At 57.7% G+C, this 19043-nt stretch carries 12 protein-coding genes, 1 tRNA gene and 11 pseudogenes; 12 read left to right on the top strand and 12 right to left on the bottom strand.

Annotation, left to right across the window (positions count from 1 at the left end; all coding sequences use genetic code 11):
• Positions 1-62: 62 nt before the first annotated feature.
• Together RALTA_RS28305 and RALTA_RS28300 are read right to left on the bottom strand one after the other, a co-directional pair.
• Positions 63-1391, bottom strand: coding sequence for an IS4 family transposase (locus RALTA_RS28305; RefSeq protein ID WP_012354713.1), 1329 nt, complete (start codon positions 1389-1391; stop codon positions 63-65).
• A gap of 594 nt (positions 1392-1985) precedes the next feature.
• Positions 1986-2381, bottom strand: a pseudogene (locus tag RALTA_RS28300) (ATP-binding protein); the annotation flags it as partial.
• On the opposite strand from RALTA_RS28300, the pseudogene RALTA_RS30545 reads away from it, so the two are divergent.
• Positions 2379-2495 (top strand): annotated as a pseudogene (locus RALTA_RS30545) (IS5/IS1182 family transposase); the annotation flags it as partial. The pseudogenes RALTA_RS28300 and RALTA_RS30545 overlap by 3 nt on opposite strands.
• A gap of 242 nt (positions 2496-2737) precedes the next feature.
• Here the strand turns inward: RALTA_RS30545 and RALTA_RS28295 are convergent.
• Positions 2738-4858, bottom strand: coding sequence for an alpha/beta hydrolase (locus tag RALTA_RS28295; RefSeq protein ID WP_145987300.1), 2121 nt, complete (start codon positions 4856-4858; stop codon positions 2738-2740).
• Positions 4859-5346: 488 nt separating this feature from the next.
• Between RALTA_RS28295 and tnpA (RALTA_RS29905) the strand changes: the two genes are divergently transcribed.
• A complete protein-coding gene (gene tnpA, locus RALTA_RS29905; protein WP_081479555.1) occupies positions 5347-5805 on the top strand; it encodes an IS66-like element accessory protein TnpA in 459 nt (152 codons plus the stop codon).
• The gene (tnpB, locus tag RALTA_RS28290) at positions 5805-6104 is read left to right on the top strand and encodes an IS66 family insertion sequence element accessory protein TnpB (RefSeq protein ID WP_050976572.1); all 300 of its coding nucleotides are present in this window, start codon (positions 5805-5807) and stop codon (positions 6102-6104) included. Before tnpA (RALTA_RS29905) ends, tnpB (RALTA_RS28290) begins: the two co-directional genes overlap by 1 nt.
• Before the next feature lie 37 nt (positions 6105-6141).
• On the opposite strand, the pseudogene RALTA_RS28285 reads toward tnpB (RALTA_RS28290), so the two are convergent.
• Positions 6142-6363, bottom strand: a pseudogene (locus RALTA_RS28285) (transposase); the annotation flags it as partial.
• Positions 6364-6599: 236 nt separating this feature from the next.
• Between RALTA_RS28285 and RALTA_RS29900 the strand changes: the two are divergent.
• Positions 6600-7838 carry an IS110 family RNA-guided transposase gene (locus RALTA_RS29900; RefSeq protein WP_012354672.1) on the top strand — a complete coding sequence of 413 codons (1239 nt, stop codon included), beginning with the start codon at positions 6600-6602 and terminating at the stop codon, positions 7836-7838.
• Between the two features lie 25 nt (positions 7839-7863).
• Here RALTA_RS29900 and RALTA_RS28275 read toward each other — a convergent pair.
• Positions 7864-8928, bottom strand: a pseudogene (locus RALTA_RS28275) (IS256 family transposase); the annotation flags it as partial.
• A gap of 154 nt (positions 8929-9082) precedes the next feature.
• Here RALTA_RS28275 and RALTA_RS28270 point away from each other — a divergent pair.
• Together RALTA_RS28270 and RALTA_RS28265 are read left to right on the top strand one after the other, a co-directional pair.
• The gene (locus tag RALTA_RS28270) at positions 9083-9301 is read left to right on the top strand and encodes a hypothetical protein (protein ID WP_041232868.1); all 219 of its coding nucleotides are present in this window, start codon (positions 9083-9085) and stop codon (positions 9299-9301) included.
• Between the two features lie 23 nt (positions 9302-9324).
• Positions 9325-10425, top strand: coding sequence for an IS5 family transposase (locus tag RALTA_RS28265; RefSeq protein ID WP_012354760.1), 1101 nt, complete (start codon positions 9325-9327; stop codon positions 10423-10425).
• On the opposite strand, the pseudogene RALTA_RS28260 reads toward RALTA_RS28265, so the two are convergent.
• The 4 genes and pseudogenes from RALTA_RS28260 to RALTA_RS30540 all read right to left on the bottom strand — a co-directional run.
• A pseudogene (locus tag RALTA_RS28260) lies at positions 10398-10802 on the bottom strand (transposase domain-containing protein); the annotation flags it as partial. The gene RALTA_RS28265 and the pseudogene RALTA_RS28260 sit on opposite strands and share 28 nt — an antisense overlap.
• 31 nt (positions 10803-10833) lie before the next feature.
• Complete coding sequence (tnpB, locus tag RALTA_RS28255; protein WP_012354445.1) at positions 10834-11184, bottom strand: IS66 family insertion sequence element accessory protein TnpB; 351 nt, start codon at positions 11182-11184, stop codon at positions 10834-10836.
• Entirely contained in the window at positions 11184-11642 is a 459-nt protein-coding gene (gene tnpA / locus RALTA_RS29895) for an IS66-like element accessory protein TnpA (RefSeq protein ID WP_081479541.1), read from the bottom strand. Before tnpA (RALTA_RS29895) ends, tnpB (RALTA_RS28255) begins: the two co-directional genes overlap by 1 nt.
• A gap of 57 nt (positions 11643-11699) precedes the next feature.
• Positions 11700-11861 (bottom strand): hypothetical protein, encoded by a 162-nt coding sequence (locus RALTA_RS30540; RefSeq protein ID WP_157877314.1) that lies wholly within the window; start codon positions 11859-11861, stop codon positions 11700-11702.
• A 261-nt stretch (positions 11862-12122) separates the two neighbouring features.
• Between RALTA_RS30540 and RALTA_RS29890 the strand changes: the two are divergent.
• The 3 genes and pseudogenes from RALTA_RS29890 to RALTA_RS30905 all read left to right on the top strand — a co-directional run.
• Positions 12123-12642: pseudogene (locus RALTA_RS29890) on the top strand (IS30 family transposase); the annotation flags it as partial.
• A gap of 748 nt (positions 12643-13390) precedes the next feature.
• On the top strand, positions 13391-13828 hold the full coding sequence (locus tag RALTA_RS29885; protein WP_012354759.1) for a hypothetical protein: 438 nt from the start codon (positions 13391-13393) through the stop codon (positions 13826-13828).
• A 452-nt stretch (positions 13829-14280) separates the two neighbouring features.
• Positions 14281-14522, top strand: a pseudogene (locus RALTA_RS30905) (IS5/IS1182 family transposase); the annotation flags it as partial.
• 91 nt (positions 14523-14613) lie between these two features.
• On the opposite strand, the gene RALTA_RS28245 reads toward RALTA_RS30905, so the two are convergent.
• Positions 14614-14701 (bottom strand) — tRNA-Ile (locus tag RALTA_RS28245).
• A gap of 86 nt (positions 14702-14787) precedes the next feature.
• On the opposite strand from RALTA_RS28245, the pseudogene RALTA_RS29875 reads away from it, so the two are divergent.
• The 3 genes and pseudogenes from RALTA_RS29875 to RALTA_RS28940 form a co-directional block, all read left to right on the top strand.
• Positions 14788-15127: pseudogene (locus tag RALTA_RS29875) on the top strand (IS3 family transposase); the annotation flags it as partial.
• Positions 15128-15211: 84 nt separating this feature from the next.
• Entirely contained in the window at positions 15212-16480 is a 1269-nt protein-coding gene (locus RALTA_RS29870) for a pectate lyase family protein (RefSeq protein WP_157625309.1), read from the top strand.
• A gap of 604 nt (positions 16481-17084) precedes the next feature.
• Positions 17085-17480, top strand: a pseudogene (locus RALTA_RS28940) (transposase); the annotation flags it as partial.
• A 324-nt stretch (positions 17481-17804) separates the two neighbouring features.
• Here the strand turns inward: RALTA_RS28940 and RALTA_RS28240 are convergent.
• Both RALTA_RS28240 and RALTA_RS29865 read right to left on the bottom strand, forming a co-directional pair.
• A pseudogene (locus RALTA_RS28240) lies at positions 17805-18335 on the bottom strand (transposase); the annotation flags it as partial.
• A 44-nt stretch (positions 18336-18379) separates the two neighbouring features.
• Positions 18380-18901: pseudogene (locus tag RALTA_RS29865) on the bottom strand (IS66 family transposase); the annotation flags it as partial.
• Positions 18902-19043: the final 142 nt, after the last annotated feature.

The following is a 19043-nucleotide window of genomic DNA, read 5'->3' as shown; positions in this document are numbered from 1 at the left end:
AACTCGGGGCTGCGGCCGTGCCGTTGGCACTTGAACCGTATGGGCATTTCCTTATACGGAAGTCATGACTCTTCCCTCAGTGTTTGAATAGTGAGCGCGGCGTCCATGGTTCGCTGCATGCCGATCCAGATCGTCTTGGCGCCGGGCTCGCCATCGTTCTTCCGCCCAAGGAACCCGCCCAGGGAAGCAACCAACCGAATCATCTGATTGAGTGTGACCGGTGTCTTCGGGCGAGCTTTCTTGGAGAGCACGTATGCCCCCCGAATCTCGTCGGCATCGAAGAACAGCGACGCATCCAGATCCGGACAGGTTCTGCCCAACCGCATCAGGCGGGCAATGCGCCATGCCACCACCATATACAACGCCAAGGCCCGCTCCACACGATCCATGTGCGATAGCTGTAGCGCCTCGACCTTGCAGCCGGTCTTCAGGACATGGAAGAACATCTCGATCTCCCACCTTGCCCGATACCATTCAACAAGTTCGTTGACCGCATCAGCGTCCTGCGCTTCTCGGTTCGTCACCAATCGCCAAACCACTGGCTTGACGCCTGCGGGCGCTTCGATCTCCCTTGCCGCCACACAGGTGAACTCCGCTCCGACCAGACCCGGCAGCTTCATACGCTGGGCGCGTAGTTCCTGTTTGACCTCGCGCGCCTTCTGGCCTGCTCGCCCTGGCAAGATAAAGGTGATTTCCCCGAGTACCGGGCTGGCGTCGACGCTATCCCACAACTTGCCGCCCTCGGCCAGGTTGCGGTTGTGTTGGCTGCGGATCAACCAGTCGGCCGGTTGGCCAAGTTCCTGGGCGCGCGCCATCAACTCGGCAATATCACCCTCGCGGTCTGTCACATACACCAGCCGTGTCTGCGGCAATAGCGCGGCTTGCTCCGCAACCCGTTCATATCCTTCAATCCAGCGTACGCTTTCCTTGATCCCGCCCCGGTTGCCATCGGCGTCCTTGGGCTCCCGAGCCCACATCCAGGCATCGATCACCCCCAGCGGCTCGCGGTCAGGCGTCACCGCGTAGGTCGGATGCAAAAACATGCCCCGCTGGGCTTCATAGGTCAACGGACCCAGCCCGTCGATCTCCTGGCCATTAAAGTTCAATTCGGTTGTATCAGCGATGCACAGCACCACCGGAAACTGCGCGGCCCTCGCTGCAGTGCGCTCCCAATGCGGCTGCATTACGTCCCGCCAATCGATCTGCTCATTGCCGAGAAACCGATATGCCGCGATGGTTTGCGACCAGTCATCGCATGCGCCGGGGATGCTCGCCGTCGGCAGAGCCGCAAACCGCTTGAGCAGCTCCTTGGCGCGCCGATCCCGCCCCGGATCACCAAGATCCAGACTCTCGAATTCCTCGTCCACCCATGCCCCCGACTCGTTGCTCATTGCTGCGCGAAAATCCGAGAGTAAACGCGAGTCTGGCGAAGTTAACAACCCCCTTACCTCGAAATTCCCGGGACTTCAAGCTCCAAGCCTCGCCGCGGAGACGGTCCTACTTCCGTATAAGGGGATGCCGTATGGGTGCGATGGAGACTCTCATCCTTCTCGGAGTCAACGGTACTCCTTCCGCGCGCATGTGCTTACCTGATCCGCTGAAATGGGCTCCCGCGTTAGCCAATCAAAAGGGACGGAGCCCGGCTCCACAAGCAACTATTGCGCACCTAAAGCGATTCCATCTCGCACCGACCGAGTAGGAGAATCAGATTGAGCGGAGAAGCGCCGGTCTGCGTTCGATCCGAGTATTCTCATCATTGTCGGATATGGGTGAACAGCGCTTCCAGCAATGTAAATACAAATTCGCTGGATCCAGTCTCCTTGCTTCTTTTCGTAGCCAATGCTCGGCAGTATCGGTTCACTCTCATTTCCGAGCATCCGCGCCGCTCGGACTGCGGATTTCGGTGAAGGTGATCAGCGGTTTCGGCGAACGTGATCAGGGAAGGAAGGTGGTACTGCGCGGTCAGGAGATTGTAGCGTAGGTGATCACGATACCCGTTTCTTGGCGTCGGTTGCCGTGCGCTTGCGCATGGATTCGCCTTTGAGCGCCACTTTGTGCGCCTGGTGGACCAGCCGGTCCAGGATGGCGTCAGCCAGCGTCGGATCATTCAACCACTGGTGCCAATGCTCGATCGGGAGCTGGCTTGTCACGATGGTCGAGCGGGTACCGACGCGGTCGTCCAGAACTTCCAGCAGATCGCCGCGAGCGCTTTCAGAAGGCTCCTGTAGGCCCCAGTCGTCCAGCACCAGAACATCGATGCGTGCGAGTTGCGCCAGGCGGCGCGTAAAGCTCCCGTCGCCGTGGGCGATCTGCAGTTCCTCGAACAGTCGAGGCACCCGCAGATAGAGAGCAGAGAATCCCTGTCGACAGGCCTGCTCGGCTACACCAAGGTCCGCTATCGAGGGCTGAGGAAGAACACCGCGCAACCCATAACCTTGTTCGCGCTGTCAAACCTGTGGATGGCGCACGGCAAACTGCTGGCTGCTTGGGCATGAGCGCGTTTCTGACTCACGCCGATGCCTCGCGCACAGCCCGCGAATGCTGCTGCGCGCGTGCCAGAAACCTTCGCTCCGGGCTGATAGGTTGGCGTCGTGGCGCATTCAGCTTCCTGTTAAACGGCCAAGCACCCTCGATTCGCGTTTGTGCACTTAGCGACAGAGGTGCATAAAAATCCACCTTGGGAAAATTGGACGAACGGAAACTAAAGTCGTGAGCAGGCGCTCAGGCCGGCACACACTCAGTGAACGTTGCGTCCGAAATTCTGCAGTTCGAGGTCGGTCAAGGAGACCGCGGTGCCATCATTGGGCGCATTGGCGAACTTCAGGGTCAGCTTGCTGAGTTGAGTGATATCGAACGTGCTTTTTGATGCGGGATCAGGCCCGAATGCGTCGAGTGGGATTGCCACCATGTTCAGCAACTCGGGCATTGAGCTTTGGGGGGGAATCGACAGTCCCATGCTGCTGTCCAGCGCGTCGGAGAAGTCACTGACCAGTATCGCCGGTGAGTCGCGCCCCTTGCTATCGGTGAGTGTGACACTCACCTGCTGCGCCGCGAGCATTCCCTCAACGGAGGGCTGGGGTCGGACCATTGCGATGCGGAAGCTTAATGTGTCAAACCCAACCGTCGACAGGGCGTTTGCCGTTACCGGCTGGCCGCTTGGCCCGTACGCGGGTTCCTTAAGCGTAACCGGCAGCGTCATGTTTGGTCCGGTCAGTGTGAACTGAACCTGATTGGCGATCGACAGCAACCCGCCTACGTAGGTACTAAGCGGGCCTTCAGGACCTGTCCTGAAGAATATCCCCGTCGGCGAGGGCTGTGTACAGGTCGGTATGGCTCCATCCCCCAGGGTGAGATCCGTCGCGCAAGTGTATACGTTACCTCGAAAGGCGGATGCGTCGATCAGGTCCAGCGGACCGCCCGTCTGCAAGGTCGAGATTGTGCTGTCGTAGGGCTGGTTCAGGCCATATTCGTCGAATGGAGCAATCATTTTATGTCCGTTGACTCCATTGATCTGAATCGTCAGCACCACCCGGTTATCACAAGGTGCCTGACTCCCCGGACAGGCCGCCGCTGGCAGTCTGGCTGTGCCATTCCAGTAGGGAGCAAACACCGCTTCTCCCCCAACGAAATTGCGCATGAAACTGTTGATCACGAATAGCCCGATGGATTGCTGATCGGCTGTAGCCAGTCTGGTCGCGTGCGTGGCGTCTGCATAGCAGTAATCTCCCTGTAATCCGCTGTAATCGTCCTTTGTCCATTGGCTATTGAAGTAATTGTGATTAGCCCCGCGTACCACAATCTGGAACCGCGGAGCCGAGTCGGCAGGATCCCTGCTGAAGCGGTTGTTGTCGAGCACGTGTGTTCCGGACAAATTGTTCACGTCTCCATCACATGTTCCCACCATCGCGGCAAAGGGCACGCTGGCGATCTTCCGGTAGGACTGGCTGTCTGTTGGCGCAAGTGAGAGCGCGGCCTTGAAAACATATTTCGGTGGAGTGTTCGACCAGTCGCCCGCTTCAGGAGAAAGCATGACGTTATTCATGTCGAGGAATGTTGACAGATCCTGATCAGATAGACCGTTCACGCTTAGCTCGGCTATCAGGGTGTTGAGCGTCGTGAGGAACGCCGCCTTTGTGCCGGTGGTCACGGCTGCGCCGGGCGCAGCAAACCAGGTATTACCTGCCCAATTGTCTTTTTCATTTTGCAGTTCGGCGGTGGCCGAGCGTAGCTGTTGCAGACTGACACCAATGCGCCGATCATTAAGCTGGATGGCGTCGTTGATACCCTGGCCACCTCGGGAGTGCCCCATGATGCCAATCCGGCTAAAATCAATCTTGCCAATCAACTGCTTCGGGATCTGTATACCGGTCGTGGTTTGACCCCCATCACTCAATTTCTTGAGACGGTCGAGTGTTGCAAGGACCAGTTGGCCTCGCGACTGCGATGAATAATCGCCCGCTCCCCCGTGAATACACCCAATCGCCGTCGATGGGCAAAACGCATTAATGTCGTTCGCATCTATTGACAGCGTGACATAACCATGCACAACAAGGTCATTTGCCAGATAGTCGTACCCTTCGAAGCTGGGCTCAGACCGATTATGCATGCCATGGAGGAATATGACCACGGGATAGGAGGTCGGCGCGGTACCGGACGGGTTCACTGGTGCACCCGGATAGCGAATCCAGCCATGAATACGAGTGAGAAAAACAGCCGGTGAAACGTCAGCGGTACTCACGACGACGGAGCCGAGGTCATATTCCCCGCCTTCGGGTGAGTAGGTCGGACCGACAAACTGCTCAGCGGGCATCTGCTCTATAAACCGGACAGTTGGTACGAGCACTGCTGGCGTCAGCACCGCCTTTCCTGGTGGCCTCCCTCCTGTCCCCGGTTGTGCGGCCGGTGGGGTAGCCGGTGGGGTAGCCGGTGGAATGGGAGTAATAGCTCCTCCTACGGTTCCGGATACGGTTGGGGCAGTGCCTGTTTCATGATTTGTGCCGGAAGCGCCCCCTCCACAGCCGCCGAGACCGGCTAGCAGACTAAAAGCGATCATCCAGTGATGTAGTCGTGCAATCATTTATTTTTCCCTCGCCGCACAAGGCATTGCGGCAGAAGCGGAGGTGCCCGCAGTTATGGTTACTCGTCGCGACATTCGCTGTATGTTTCCGGACAACACCGCCTAGGCGTTGGCGGATGCTTCACGCTCGCAAGGGAGCAGGTACATCGCAGGATCGACTATGTGCAACGTCCGTGCCATGGAATGTAAGCGACCGAGAAACGGCGTCCTAGTTTTATAGGGTGAGTCTTGGCAGGCTTGCGTCCGCAAACACTTTGCGAACGCAAACCATGAACACTGACGATATTGATGTTGACTGCTTTCCACTGCGAGTAGTGCGTGTCCGGCGCAATGGCAAACGCGATTACGAGCCGGTGGCCAAACGGCGTTTGATTGAGCTGTGTCTTCGGCCTGGCGCATCGGTGGCAGGCATGGCGCTCAAGGCTCAAGTCAATGCCAATCAACTGCGCAAATGGATTCGGCTGCATCGGGAATCGAAGGCAGTGGAACGCGGTTCGCTGGCGGCGTTCGTGCCGGTTGTTCAGGGAATCCGATCCCCTGAAGTCGAAGCTGTGGTCACTGCGCCGAGTCGCACGACGGCCGTGGCAGTTGAACCGCAACCTCAGCCGTCGCGATCAGTCGCGCTGCTGAGTGCGAAGTTGCCAAACGGCGTGGCGATTGAGCTCGCATGCGGTGGGCGTGACGGTGAACTCGTAAAGGCGATGATCGAAGCGTTGGGGGCGAGCTGATGTTCCGCTTCGACGAAGGGCTGAAGGTCTACCTGCACCGGGAAGCCGTGGATTTCCGCAAGAGTATCAATGGTCTGTCGGCGCTGGTCGAGCAGTCGCTGGGGCTCGATTCGTTCGCACAAGCGGTCTACGTGTTTCGCAATCGGCGAGCCGATCGGATCAAGCTGCTTGGCTGGGGCCGGAACGGATATTGGCTTTTTTTGAAACGACTTGAGGCAGACCGTTTTGCCTGGCCGCGTGGGGCGGCAGTGGCGACTCTCTCGGGGGCCTGTCAGTTTTTTTGTGTGCAGGGCAGGTAAAGGCTCACCGTCGATGGAACGGTGAGCCAGCAATATCTTAACGATAAGGGTGGGTGAAGCGTTCCTCGTAGAGGATCGCAAACTGGTTCATGGCAGCCTTCCAGTCATGGGTTGAACTGCCCCACTTCACCGTGATGTTTCGCAGCGCCAGCCACAGCAGCTTGGTCGCCGCCTCGTCGCTGGGGAAGTGACCGCGCGTCTTGATGATCTTGCGCAGCTGCGCGTTGATGCTCTCGATCGCGTTGGTAACCGGCATGATAGGAACCGGTGCCCTTCCTCTCCTCACCGTGTAACTTGGTGTATGGTTCGACCATCCGGGACAGGGGCACCGGGGAGCACTTCGGGTGGGCAGGCCGTTCATATACGTTGAGCTGCGAGCTCGTGTTAGTAGTTGGCCGCCCCTGCGACCCGCCCGGTTGCGCTGCGAGCGCGAATCCGTAGTTGTCGTGCTGTCCCACCGGCTCCCATTTGCGATGTTTCCCATGGGAGACGCCAATGCGAGTGATAGGACTGGATGTATCGCGATCGGTGGCCGAGATCGCCTATTTGGAGAATGGCCGGCTACGCGCCGGCGGGCGCGTCGGACTGCGACGCGACGAGCTGGAACACTTTGCTGCCAAGCTAAAGCCCGACGACCACGTGGTACTCGAGGCGACCGGCAACACGATCGCCATCGCGAACGTGCTGACAGGTCATGTCGGCAAAGTGATTGTCGCCAACCCGTTGCAAGTCCGCCTGATCGCAGAAGCGCGCGTCAAGACGGATAAGATCGATGCCGCGATCCTTGCGCAACTCTATGCGAGTGGCTTCCTGCCCGAGGTGTGGATTCCAGACGAGGCCACGCAAGCGATGCGACGGCAGGTGTCGCGCCGCGCCCAGATCGTGCGGCAGCGGACGCGGCTCAAGAATGAGATTCACGCTGTCCTTGCCGCACATCTCATCGCACGGTGTCCTGCGACAGACCTGTTTGGCAAGAAAGGGCGGGCCTGGCTGAGCCTTCAGCCGCTACCCATGGACGAGCGCATCGGGATTGACCAGCGGTTGCATGAGCTCGACAGGCTGGCAGAGAATCTGCAGCAGGTTGAGCGCGTCCTGGCCCAATCCGCTATTCAGGACGACAGGCTGCGCAAGCTGCTGACCATCACCGGCATCAACACCACCGTTGCGATCGGGTTGATCTCGGCCATTGGCGATATCGCTCGCTTTCGTTCGCCGCAGAAACTGGTCAGCTACTTTGGCCTCAATCCTTCGGTCTACCAATCCGGCTTGCAGCCAGCAAAGCACGGACACATCAGCAAGCGCGGACGTTCCTATGCGCGTGCCATGCTGGTCGACGCTGCCTGGGCCGCAGCCCAAACGGCCGGCCCCGTCCGAGCCTTCTTCCTTCGTATCCGGGATCGTCGCGGTCAGCAGATCGCGGCTGTTGCCACGGCACGCAAGGTGGCGATCATCGTGTGGCACGTCCTCACGCGTAACGAAGCCTTCGCCTGGGATCGCCCGGCGCTGACTGCGCGCAAGACCCGTGAGCTGGAACTGCAGGCAGGCATGCCTGCGCGTCGCGGTAGCCGCAAGGGGTCTGCCGCCGCCTACAATCTGAAGTCCGTCCGGGATCTGGAGCGTGCGGCAGGCGAACAAGCTGAGCACGCTTACCAACGGCTGTTCTCGCGCTGGAAGCAAGCGCGACCGCAGGCAAGTGCGGTACGCGCTCCGTGGCCACCAATACGGACGCCATAAACGAGCGAAAGCACACCACGCGCTTGTCAACTTCATCCGTCGTGTAAATGATCTTGCGGATCGCCGGCGGGAACGTAAAGAACGGGATCACCTGATCCCAGGCGCGACGCCAGGATGCGCCGATCGGTGCATACCGCCGACCCCATTCCCCGTTCTCGAAGGCCGCCAACTCGGCCAGCGCGGCCTCGACGGTGGGGGCCGTGTACACGGGCTTGAGCGCCGCCGCCACGGCGCGGCGCTCCTTCCAGTTGGCGTACTCCAGGCTGTTGCGGATCAGATGCACGATGCAGGTCTGCAGGGTGGTGTTCGGGAACACCGCGGCCAGGGCCTGTTCCATGCCCTTAAGGCCATCGGTCACCGCGATCAGGATGTCTTGGGTACCCCGGGTCTTCAGGTCGTTGAACACCTTCATCCAGAACTTGGCGCCTTCGGTAGTCTCGATCCACAGGCCCAGGATGTCGCGCGTGCCGTCGGGCAGCACGCCCAAGGCCAGGTAGACGGCCTTGTTGCGCACCACGCCGTCCTCGCGCATCTTGACCCGCAGCGCGTCGAAGAACACCACCGGGTACATCACCTCCAGCGGACGGGCCTGCCAGGCGGTCACCTCGTCCATGACCGCATCGGTCACCGAACTGATGAACTCGGGCGAGACCTCGGTGCTGTACTGTTCGGCCAGAAACGCCTGGATCTCGCGCAAGGTCATGCCGCGCGCATACATGGCGATGATCTTGTCGTCGAACCCGGTGAAGCGCCGCTCGTGCTTGGGAATCAGGATCGGATCAAAGCTGCCGTCGCGATCGCGAGGGATGTCTAACCGCAGCGGCCCGTCGTCGGTCAGAACCGTCTTGGCGCTCTTGCCATTGCGCTGGTTGGCCGTGCCGGCCGGGCGCTCGGCGCCAGCCGGGTAGCCCAGATGATGGCCGAGCTCGGCCCCCAGGGCGCGCTCGATCAGGGCCTTCTTGAACGCCATCGAGGCGTCCTGCACCGCCTCGGCGGTCATCGGGCCTTTTACGAAATGAGCGATCAGGTCCTCGGGAATGCTCGGCAGCTCACGGTCGGCGGCCTGGCTGGTCTTGGTTTTGCGTGGCATACATGCTCCTTGGCGACATGTTATGCCCTAAACACAAAATTTCTGACAGGTCCTCTCTCGGTCGAGCAACTTCACTGGCTGCTGGACGGCATTGACATCAGTGCCATCCAGCGGCATCCACCGCGACATTACCAACGGGCCGTGTGAACGCTGCATGACAGCGACGGTCAAATCCGTCATGTCGTCAACGCCTGTCACGATTACCGCTGCGGAACTCCAGCTCTTGCGCAATGCCGCCAAGGAGCGCGATGCGCTCAAAGGCGAGTTGCGCGTGGTGACGGTCGAGCGTGACCTGCTGCTCGAGAGGCTTAACAGGCCGCTGAAATACCTCCAGCGGACGTCAGCGCGACGACTGGCTGAAGCGTTGCTTTGAGGATCCCATCCAATCCCACATTCATGCGCGGCGCAGATACCTTCACGGAAAGCTTGTTCACTATGCGGAGGCTGGAGGATTTCGTGCCGCAGTCCCATCCGCTGCGCTCGATCCGGACTATGGCCAACCAGGCGCTGGTGAAGATGGACCGGCTGTTCGCGCAGATGTACGAGGCCGATATCAAGGGTGGCCGCCCCAGTATCGCGCCGGAGAAGTTGCTGCGGGCCATGCTGCTGCAGGTGCTCTACAGCATTCGCTCTGAGCGCCAGCTCATGGAGCAGACGCAATACAACCTGCTGTTTCGCTGGTTCATCGGGCTGTCGATGGACGACTCAGTTTGGGTGCCCACGGTCTTCACCAAGAACCGCGAGCGACTGATCAAGCATGATGCGGTGATCCAGTTTTTCAACGAGGTGCTGGCCATCGCGCAGAAGAAGAACTGGCTGTCGGGTGAGCACTTCAGCGTGGACGGCACGCTGATACAGGCGTGGGCAGGCCACAAGAGCTTCGTGCGCAAGGATGGCGACGACCAAGACGATGACGCCGGCGGCAACTTCAAAGGTCGCAAGCGCAGCAACGAGACACACGAATCCAAGACCGATCCCGATGCCAAGCTCTACCGCAAGGGCAAGACATCCAGTGAGCTGCGCTACATGGGTCATACCCTGAGCGACAACCGCCATGGCCTGGTGGTTAGCGCCATGGTGACCAAGGCGGACGGACACGCCGAGCGGGAGGCCGCAAAGGTCATGCTTAACGATGCCAGGCAGGTGATTGAAGACCTGAATGTGGAAGTCACCGTGGGCGCGGACAAGGGCTATGACGCGCACGAGTTCATTGAGGCCTGCCTGGAAATGAAGGTGACGCCCCACGTGGCGCAGAACACATCGGGTCGTCGCTCGGCCGTTCCTGATGCCATTGCTTCCAGCGCCGGTTATGCCGTCTCGCAACAAAAGCGCAAGCTGATCGAACAGGGCTTCGGGTGGGTCAAGACCGTGGGGCGCATGCGTCAGGTGATGGTGCGCGGTCTGAAGAAAGTCGATCAGATGTTTGTGCTGAGCATGGCCGCCTACCACATCGTGCGCATGCGCTCGCTGGGACAAATCCGTCCGCAGTTGCAGTAATCCCGCTCTGACTCCGGCAGTTCGTGGCGCATTGGCACGCGGGGAAGCGCCGGGTCCAACGGCTTGCGGCCGCGCTTCTTGCGCTTGTGACCGGCCACCTCAATCTCTGGCGTACCTTCTTCTTCCTGTGCCGGAAGTGTCGCCGCCGTTGGCGCCAGCGTCTCGGCTTCATTGAGGAACAGGTCCTTCTGCTGCGATCCCCGAACCTCGCTCGTGGCGCCGAACAGCTTGCGCTGGAAGGCCTTGAGCCTCTCGAGCAGCAGGTCACGCTCGACCGTCACCACGCGCAGTTTGCCTTTGAGCGCATCGCGCTCCTTGGCGGCATTGCGCAAGAGCTGGAGTTCCGCGGCGGTAATCGTGACAGGCGTTGACGACATGGCGGATTTGACCGTCGATGTCATGCAGCGTTCACACGGCCCGTTGGTAATGTCGCGGCGGGTGCCGCTGGACGGCACTGATGTCGATGCCGTCCAGCAGCCAGTGAAGTTGCTCGACCGAGAGCGTCGCCACTGCCGCCCCACGCGGCCAAGCAAAACGGTCTGCCTCAAGTCGTTTCAAAAAGAGCCAATATCCGTTCCGGTCCCAGCCAAGCAGCTTGATCCTATCGGCTCGTCGATTGCGAAACACGTAGACCGCTTGTGCGAACGGATCGAGCCCCAGCGACTGCTCGACCAGCGCCGACAGACCATTGATACTCTTGCGGAAATCCACAGCTTCCCGGTGCAGGTAGACCTTCAGCCCTTCGTCGAAGCGGAACATCAGCTCGCCCCCAACGCTTCGATCATCGCCTTTACGAGTTCACCGTCACGCTCACCGCATGCGAGCTCAATCGCTACGCCGTTTGGCAACTTCGCACTCAGCAGCGCGACTGATCGCGACGGCTGAGGTTGCGGTTCAACTGCCACGGCCGTCGTGCGACGCGGCGCAGTGACCACAGCTTCGACTTCAGGGGATCGGATTCCCTGAACAACCGGCACGAACGCCGCCAGCGAACCGTGTTCCACTGCCCTCGATTCCCGATGCAGCCGAATCCATTTGCGCAGTTGATTGGCATTGACTTGAGCCTTGAGCGCCATGCCTGCCACCGATGCGCCAGGCCGAAGACACAGCTCAATCAAACGCCGCTTGGCCACCGGCTCGTAATCGCGTTTCCCATTGCGCCGGACACGCACTACTCGCAGTGGAAAGCAGTCAACATCAATATCGTCAGTGATCATGGTTTGCGTCCGCAAAGTGTTTGCGGACGCAAGCCTGCCAAGACTCACCCTACAAAACTAGGACGCCGTTTCTCGGTCGCTTACCATTACGCCGCCTTTGATGACCGCAACCTGAAGAAGATCGGCCATTGCAGCCATTCGAACTGGCCGAGCCGACTGGCCGGGAAGGGTTACGAAAAGACGATCGAAGGTGGGCCGATAATCCTTGTCGCGCAGCATCTTTCCTCCGCCAACCGTTTGAGTACTTTTGCCACACCCGGGCTCAGCTTTTCGGTCATCGATCGGGTCACCCGTCAGCATGGCAGACCGCTGTATTAAATGTCCGTACCGATGAGCAACTGATTCAAGCAATAGATGATGTGTTCTCTTCGTACGGCACCCTATTGCCATCCGACGAGGTGTTCGTCCAACCGATGGCCAAAGATATCGCGGTAAGTGGCGTTGTCATGACATGCGACCCTGAATCAGGCCTTCCATACGGCAGAGGATCGCGCGATGCCTGGACACTGGGAAGGCGATCTGCTGTCGGCAGCGCCAACAGCCAGATTGCAACACTCGTCGAACGCCAGACAAAGTTCGTGATGCTCGTGAAGATTGCCAGCAAGGACTCTGAGGCTGTAGTCAACGCCCTGATCAAGCACGCTGGCAAACTACAGCAGGAATTGTTACAAAATCGCTGACGTGGGATCGCGGCACAGAGATGGCTGGCCACAAGAGCTTCACTGTCGCGACCGATATCAGGGTCTATTTCTGCGAACCTCAAAATCCCTGGCAGCGCGGCACGAACGAAAACACCAACGAGCTCTTGAGACAGTACCTTCCGAAAGGAACCGATCTCTCGATCTATTCGCAAGCCAAGCTCAATGCCATTGCCAGGCGGCTCCACGAACGCCCGCGCAAGGCACTAAACTTCGATACACCGGCTGAACGATTCCATCAAGCTGTTGCGCTGACCGGCCAATTGCTCGAGTATGACGGCGAGATGCCGAATCGGGACTGACTGATCAGACAACGGTGCATTGCCAAAATCGCGCCGCCACTTTCTGAATCTGCCAAAGCCGGAGGTAGAATCATCACTGCCCCCATCTGGGCGCTGGCTAATCACAAACCTTGTCGGCTCGCTCTACGAGTTTGCCCTCCTATATAGCTTACTGTGCGACTTCATAGCCCTGACATGAGCAGATGAGTCGGTGACCTGTCATCAAAGATTTCGATGCACTGCGGCTTAGAAACAAAAAGCGCGCCGGCACCGAGGTGCCCAAATATGCAATCGTGACGTCGGAAATTCGACAAAGCCAACGAATTATGTGGGCATTCTTTCAGCACATAGCATCGCTCGAATGACTGTGCCGATTCTTGCCGCAGATGTGAGAATAAGGGACCTGTGGCCGCAGACTCCGTAGTCTCAGCCGCACTATTTCCGTTCCCTTCATTCTCAATCCTATCTGCGCCTAGATCGGCACCTGCTTCGCTGAGCCGTCTGTGGGCGAGTCAAATCGACGCTGAACCGTCACTATCTTCAGCGGCCCCCCTTGTTTTGGGTCCGCCTACGAGCGTCTCTCGGAACGCTGCGCTATTTGGCATAAGGTTTGCGTGAGCGGACTGGGGCAAAGCAGATGAGGTACGCCGATCCTTTCATTGCAGGGTTGGTGGTCACGGTTTTAGCCGAGGATTATCCACCTCAATCCCTGCTTTATTAGTCACTAGACATTGTCCAAGCCGCTATATAGAAAATGAGGTATGCAAATATGTGTGCACATGATAAAAATGCCAATGATACTGACAAATTTATCGACTCAATGGCGGAAACCATGAAGGCGTTTTCGCAGATATTTGCAACTTTCTGCCAGCCGATTTTGCCGGGCTGGTTCGCAACCAATAGCACTACCAACAATTCAATCACCATCAACAAGGAGAATAGCTCGGATCCGGATATGGAGCGTGAAATCACGCGTGATCACAGCTATGGAAGCCAAATAGGCAGAGTAATTGATGCCGTCGCCGTTCTCGTCGAGCAACAGCCAAAGGACGTAAAGGAGTCCCCGAAATTACAAGGCTTAATGGACCTCAAGAATAGCATTAATAAAATCAAAGGTAGGACTTTGCGCGCAAGGCTAAGCAAATCTGGAGTGAGCCCTGACACTTATGCGAATTTAATAGATAAGATTTACAGTTCGAAGTCATGATGGGATTGGCGCCCGCGCCGCCTCAATTGCGTCGGAGAAAATCGCAGTTCAGGCGCGATTACCGCCCAGTATGCAAATTGTCACCCCGTACCCCGGCGTAACGGGCACCAACGCACATTGCAGGTGCTTGCCTGTTGACACATATCGACTCCTAGTGCTGCTGCCGGCCCGCTACTGCAGCTGCTCCGGGGTCGACCCAAGCCGACGTCGAAGCGCGCGGTCTTCCTGCTATGATCGGGCTTCGTCATTGCCAGCCAGTTCAAACGCTCCCTGAACAGGGACATATTGCCCCGGTGTGACTTGATGTGGTTGACCACAGTCGACTTTTGCGACACGCGCTGCTATAGCCGCACCCTGCTGCGGGTGGCGCGCGTCTGTCTGTTGCCGACGCTTTCCCAGGTGAAGCGCACAGAGACCGTCCGTGTTGCTCGCGAGCGCGCCGAACCTGGGATGAGTGGAGTCGGGCGAAGCTTGCCAGCGCAGCAATGCGCCAGCCCCGAGCACCGAGCATACCGGGCCCAACCACACAGATCGCGGCAGATTAGGCAGCAAACGCCATCTCATCGTAGACCGGCAAGGCGTTCCTCGGGCACTGACTGTCATCGGTTTCAATCGGCACGACTCGGTTGTCCTCGAAGACTTGGTCGATGCAATACCCGCAGTGCCTGGTTTGTCTGTCCAGCGGCCGTCGTGCGCCTTTATAGCTTCGAGAACGTGAAGCTACAGATTGGTTGGATATCGCCGTTCCTGGCGAAGAGTCGAAGAGCTATGAAAGATATCGCGCTTGGTGGGCCGGGTGGGATTCGAACCCACGGTGGGATATCCCCGGCGGATTATGAGTCCGCTGCCTGCAACCAACACAGCGTCCGGCCCTGTAGCGACGCGCGAGATTCTACCCTGAAGTTCCCAGAATTTGCCACCATCGCATCTCGCGACGGGTTGATTTAGCCGGCACTGAATTGGTGCTGGATCTGTTGAATCGGGAAGTCGTGGGCTGGTCCATCAAGGCGCGCATGACGGCGGACCTTGTGGCGGATGTGTTGGCGTGGTTCCGCCGCAGGCCCGGCATGGGGAAATTGTTGGGACGCGCCGACGAAGAGCTCTTCAACAGTTTGGAGAACGAACGAACTCCTTCCACGCGGTACCGGACGCAACGTGAGGCCGCTGCGGACCTGTTCGAATACATCGAAGTGTTCTATAACCGCAGTGGTCGTCATTCGTCCCTCACCTTCGTAATCGCCGACTCAGTTCCTGCAGGACTGGCTCACTGTTCAGCAGGCGACAGATTGGGCTGCATAACCCCGGACCTATGGAAGCCGAAAATAGGAAACCTCAATTATTGGCAATGTCTAAATATTGACAAGGAATTATATGTTATTTCATATGGCATTCAAGCGAGCGACTCTGGTGCTGGGCTCGGCGGCCTTCCTGTTTAATTTATCCGGATCGTGCGCAACGGAATTTGATTTTAGTCGGCCGAAAGGGTTCGGCGCAGCAACGATCGGCGGGATGGGCGGGGAAGTCGTGAATATCACAGATCCAATTGATGGCCGGGAGCAACTGAAGAATGCCCTGTGTAATTCATTTAATGCGGAAGGAGTATGCTCTGATGCAACTCCACGCATCATAAGAATCGCAACAACGATTGACTACACAGGGACAGAAAAAACCTCCTCGGAGCGTGGCTGTTATCCCGGCAAAATAAAAGGTGAATGTCCGACGCCGTACGAGCCGGAAGCATTGATCCTTGTCGATGCGAACGATAGGCATTGCAGTGGAAAAGAAGTCACAGGGATTACTTACGATGCGGCCGGGAAAAATCCGCTATCGGTCGGTTCAAATAAGACCTTAATTGGCGCCAGCTCGTCCGCAGCGCTAAAGGGAAAGGGACTGCGTCTGGTGAACTCCCGCAACGTCGAAATAAGAAATCTTACGATAAGTGACATTAATAACGGCATCGTTTTTGGTGGCGACGCAATATCGCTGGAAGGGGTGGACCGAGTTTGGATAGATCATAATACCTTCCACAATATTGGCCGACAAATGATTGTCGATCACTTCAGGCCTGCAATCAACGTCACTATTTCGTGGAATAATTTCGACGGCACAAGCGCTTACTCACCTGAGTGCAACGGGAAACATTATTGGAATATCTTGCTAACTGCAAAAAAGCAAAATATTACTTTATCCAATAATTGGATTCATGATTTTTCCGGGCGAGCACCGAAAGTTTCTGGCAGCGATGCCATTGTGCATGTGGTTAATAACTATTTCCAGAATGGTTCTTGGCATGCGATCGACTCGAGTGAAAAAGCACATCTTTTTGTCGAGGCGAACTACTTTGATAATGTGATCTTTCCAATTTTGCCTGACGATGGCTATATCTTTGGAGCGCTCGGTAGTCTCGGCGCTGTAGCCCAGCGGGAGTGCAAAGAAAAAGCCGGTCGCCCTTGCCTCGGCAATGTCGCTATCCCTGAACCCTCGAACAACGATTTTACGCAATACTCTGCCGTAATGGAAGCATTTGAAGCGCTGAGAAAAAATATAATTCACTCATCAAAGTCCAAGGCCTCGTCCTGCATGATAACGCCTTATGAGGCAAGCAAAGTGCCCGCTATAGTCAAGGCATATGCCGGCACAGGGCATCTCTGATACATGAAGGGGCGCGTCATGGATGTGCTGTACCGTACTCATTTTCTATTGCAGCAGCGGTCTTCACATACCCTCATGAGCGAGCTTCATAACGATTTGAATACAGTTCATTTTACGTCCGGAGGTACGCCCTCTACAATCCCGACTTCCTGGAGGCGGCTGATGATTTTTCATTCAAATGACTTACAACTCCGGGTTCCACCAACATTGGTGCGAAGCTCGCTCGAAGAATTGCTGAGGCGTTATTTGCAAGGTAGTGATGGTACTTCTTCGAAGTCATCGACTCCAGGCTGCGTCAGGTTTTTGCAAGCCACAAGACGCCTCATTCTAGTCACCTGTCATGTATCAGATGCTGAAGCATGCTAAGGCAAATCAAAAACGTGCGGCGTTCCTTGTTTCAGTTTCAGTCTCTTGGGCCATGTAACGCATGGGTTTTAATATTTCGTTTTCATGCTTTACGCAATTGGCTGGAAACTAAAGAGTCCGCGGTAGTGCTGCCTGATGAGTTAATGGAACGGTGAGCTAGCTAATGTCAGCGTGTTCACCAAGACATGCCTGCCTCGTATGATACCTAGGGACGTTTTTAAATTAGAGGAGATATTTTGTGACCAGTTTGAAGTCCAACCCTTCTGAAGGAGGAAACGAGGCCTTGAGCGAGCCAGAGCGGCGGCGGCGGCGGTCCGTGCATGAAAAGCTTGCTATTGTGCAGGAAACCCTGGAACCAGGTGTAACCGTCTTAGAGGTGGCCAGGCGCCATGAAGTCAATCCCAATCAAGTGTCCGCATGGCGGAAGCAGTACCAAGATGGTACTCTGGCCCCTCACAATATCGGCGAGGCTTTGGTTCCCGCATCTCAATTAGCCGCCGCGATGAACGAGATTCGAGAGTTGCAAAGGCTCTTGGGAAAAAAGACACAGGAAGCAGAGATATTGAAGGAAGCGACTGAGTACACTCCGTCTTCAAGTAGTGATTGCGCACTTCACCATTCCGCCTTGGGGCGACTGTGATGAATAGCGTCTGCATATTCGCCATGAAAGCTGAATAGCCTTACGCCGAGCCATTGGGTGGCTCAGCAAATTTCTTAACCGAATGTCCAGCCCTGCACGAGTCGTTGTATGGTGGCGAACATTTTCTTTGACATAGTTCATGGGGCTGGGCTGCTTTCAAATCACGTATCCCCTATCAGGCTGCTGAAGTACTCATCGCGCTAGCGATGAGTTTTTCCCCGCAAGGCGGGGAGCGCTGTTTTTCACAATCCGGAAGCCGGACGTCACTGCCTCGGCTTTTTCCGCGTTTTGGCGCCCATTCCGGCCTCATTAGCGCGATTACTGCAACTGCGGACGGATTTGTCCCAGCGAGCGCATGCGCACGAGGTGGTAGGCGGCCATGCTCAGCACAAACATCTGATCGACTTTCTTCAGACCGCGCACCATCACCTGACGCATGCGCCCCACGGTCTTGACCCACCCGAAGCCCTGTTCGATCAGCTTGCGCTTTTGTTGCGAGACGGCATAACCGGCGCTGGAAGCAATGGCATCAGCAACGGCCGAGCGACGACCCGATGTGTTCTGCGCCACGTGGGGCGTCACCTTCATTTCCAGGCAGGCCTCAATGAACTCGTGCGCGTCATAGCCCTTGTCCGCGCCCACGGTGACTTCCACATTCAGGTCTTCAATCACCTGCCTGGCATCGTTAAGCATGACCTTTGCGGCCTCCCGCTCGGCGTGTCCGTCCGCCTTGGTCACCATGGCGCTAACCACCAGGCCATGGCGGTTGTCGCTCAGGGTATGACCCATGTAGCGCAGCTCACTGGATGTCTTGCCCTTGCGGTAGAGCTTGGCATCGGGATCGGTCTTGACGCACGGCAGGTAGCTCTTCGGCATAAAGGCGCCAGCAGCTTACCCCGGATCTCCGCTTCGATGGCATAGAGCTCGCCGATCCGGCGTAACGCCTCCGTTGTGGTCGGCGTTGCCTTGCGGACATGCAGATCGTGCACCTTACGGCGCGCGTGAGCCATACAAGCTGCTTCGCGCACACTGCCATCGGTAAAAACAGCGTTGAAGCCCGCATACGCGTCTGCCTGCAGGATGCCGCGGAAGCCGGCCAGATGCGCTTGGGGATGTTGGCCCTGGTGGTTTGGTGTGTAGGCGAACCAGACCGCAGGCGCAGCATCCGAACCCGATGCGCGATCGTCTCGCACGTAAGCCCATAGCCTTCCGGTCTTGGTCTGCCCCTTACCTGGCGCAAGTACCGGCAGCGGCGTGTCGTCCGCGTGCACCTTGCCGGGCATCATCACGTATCGGTGCAAAGCCTCGACGAGGGGGCGTACCAGCGCACCGCAAGCGCCGACCCCGCGCGCCATGGTCGTGCGGTCCAGCTCCACGCCCTGGCGAGCATAGATAGCGGCTTGGCGGTACAGCGGTTGGGCGGCGACAATCATTTTGTCCGGCGTAGCGACAAACATCTTGGCCGGTGGCGGGAACTCGGAGGCGGCGTAGCCGCCGGAGAGTTTCCGCCACCGGCGGCGCCGAGTTGGCCGGGTTCTACGATGGCTGATCGCATCA

Source organism: Cupriavidus taiwanensis LMG 19424 (assembly GCF_000069785.1).
GTDB classification, from domain to species: domain Bacteria; phylum Pseudomonadota; class Gammaproteobacteria; order Burkholderiales; family Burkholderiaceae; genus Cupriavidus; species Cupriavidus taiwanensis.
The sequence above is the reverse complement of the archived record's forward strand: the minus strand, read 5'-3'. Positions and strand labels throughout refer to the sequence as shown.

Bases quoted from the DNA above. Each gene is read 5' to 3' on its own strand.
- RALTA_RS28305 (WP_012354713.1), bottom strand. From the start codon at position 1,391: ATGAGCAACGAGTCGGGGGCATGGGTGGACGAGGAATTCGAGAGTCTG.
- tnpA (WP_081479555.1), top strand. From the start codon at position 5,347: ATGAACACTGACGATATTGATGTTGACTGCTTTCCACTGCGAGTAGTG.
- tnpB (WP_050976572.1), top strand. From the start codon at position 5,805: ATGTTCCGCTTCGACGAAGGGCTGAAGGTCTACCTGCACCGGGAAGCC.
- RALTA_RS29900 (WP_012354672.1), top strand. From the start codon at position 6,600: ATGCGAGTGATAGGACTGGATGTATCGCGATCGGTGGCCGAGATCGCC.
- RALTA_RS28270 (WP_041232868.1), top strand. From the start codon at position 9,083: ATGACAGCGACGGTCAAATCCGTCATGTCGTCAACGCCTGTCACGATT.
- RALTA_RS28265 (WP_012354760.1), top strand. From the start codon at position 9,325: ATGCGCGGCGCAGATACCTTCACGGAAAGCTTGTTCACTATGCGGAGG.
- tnpB (WP_012354445.1), bottom strand. From the start codon at position 11,184: ATGTTCCGCTTCGACGAAGGGCTGAAGGTCTACCTGCACCGGGAAGCT.
- tnpA (WP_081479541.1), bottom strand. From the start codon at position 11,642: ATGATCACTGACGATATTGATGTTGACTGCTTTCCACTGCGAGTAGTG.
- RALTA_RS30540 (WP_157877314.1), bottom strand. From the start codon at position 11,861: ATGCTGCGCGACAAGGATTATCGGCCCACCTTCGATCGTCTTTTCGTA.
- RALTA_RS29885 (WP_012354759.1), top strand. From the start codon at position 13,391: ATGTGTGCACATGATAAAAATGCCAATGATACTGACAAATTTATCGAC.
- RALTA_RS29870 (WP_157625309.1), top strand. From the start codon at position 15,212: ATGGCATTCAAGCGAGCGACTCTGGTGCTGGGCTCGGCGGCCTTCCTG.